This window comes from Paractinoplanes rishiriensis, assembly GCF_016862375.1.
GTDB classification, from domain to species: domain Bacteria; phylum Actinomycetota; class Actinomycetes; order Mycobacteriales; family Micromonosporaceae; genus Actinoplanes; species Actinoplanes rishiriensis.
Window position 1 is genome coordinate 1 of sequence record NZ_BOMV01000167.1, and the last position, 1,184, is coordinate 1,184.

Annotated in this window: 1 protein-coding gene; it reads right to left on the bottom strand. The window is 67.3% G+C overall.

The genetic code is table 11. The features are described from left to right. Window positions 1-26 precede the first annotated feature (26 nt). Window positions 27-1,100, bottom strand: coding sequence for an integrase core domain-containing protein (locus Ari01nite_RS49425; protein WP_239163713.1), 1,074 nt, complete (start codon window positions 1,098-1,100; stop codon window positions 27-29). Window positions 1,101-1,184 lie beyond the last annotated feature (84 nt).

Consider the following 1,184-nt stretch of genomic DNA (forward strand, 5'->3'; position numbering starts at 1 on the left):
TGTACCGCTCGGAAATGCGGTTCGGGCTACGCTGCCTGCGAGTATTCACTGATCAGTCCGTTGAGGATCTGCCTGCGACGGACCCGCGCCGAGCCGAGATCAACGACGGCTGGTCCGGTGTCCGTGGCCTCGGGTGGGTGTTGGTCGCGGCCCTGGTGGGGGCGGTGCTCGTTGTAGTGCGCGACGAACTCGCCTAGGACGGCCAGCAGGTGCCGCGGGTTGTAGATCAGCATCCGGTCCAGGCATTCGCGGCGGACGGTGCGCACCCATCGCTCTGCGTAGGCGTTTGCTCGAGGCGCTTGCGGCGGGCTGCGTAGGACCTCGATGCCTTCGGCGGCGAAGACCTCGTCGAACACGGCGGTGTACTTGGCGTCCCGGTCCCTGATCAAGAACCGGAACAGCTGGGCCCGCTCCCCCAGGTCGAACATCAGGTTGCGGGCTTGCTGTGCCACCCACGCCCCGGTCGGGTGCATGGTGACGCCGAGCAGATGCACGCGGCGGGTGGCGATTTCCATCAGGAACAGCACGTGGATGCGGGTCAGCCCGATCGTGTCGACGTGCAGGAAGTCGCAGGCCAGGATCCCTCTCGCCTGGGCGGTCAGGAACTGGGTCCAGGTTGGCCCGGAACGCCGCGGTGCCGGATCGACCCCGGCGTTGGTCAGGATGGACCACACGGTGCTGGCCGCCACCCGGTAACCCAGGCCGACGAGCTCGCCCTGGATCCGGCGATGACCCCAGCTCGGATTCTCCGTCGCCAGGCGCAGCACCAACGCCCGGATTTCTGCCCTGACCGGCGGGCGGCCCGGCCGGCGTCGGGGATAAGTCCACTTCCCGGCAATCAGGGTGCGGTGCCAGCGCAGCAGCGTGGCCGGAGTGACCAGGAATGTGGCCCACCTCGGCCGGGGCAGCAGCCGGGACAACCCGGACAGCACCGCCCGGTCGGCCGGTTCCAGATCCAACCGTTTGACCTGACGCCGCAGCACCGCGACCTGATGGCGCAGGACAAGAATCTCGACCTCCTTCGACCGCTCACCACGCATGCCCACCACGATCAACTGCAGCACCTGACGCAGAATCAGGTATCCGAACGACACGATCATGCCGGTCAGCCTGCCCCCCACCGAGCAACCGGCGACGCACAGAACAGCAGCTCAAACCCCGAAACCCAGTTTCCGAGCGGTACA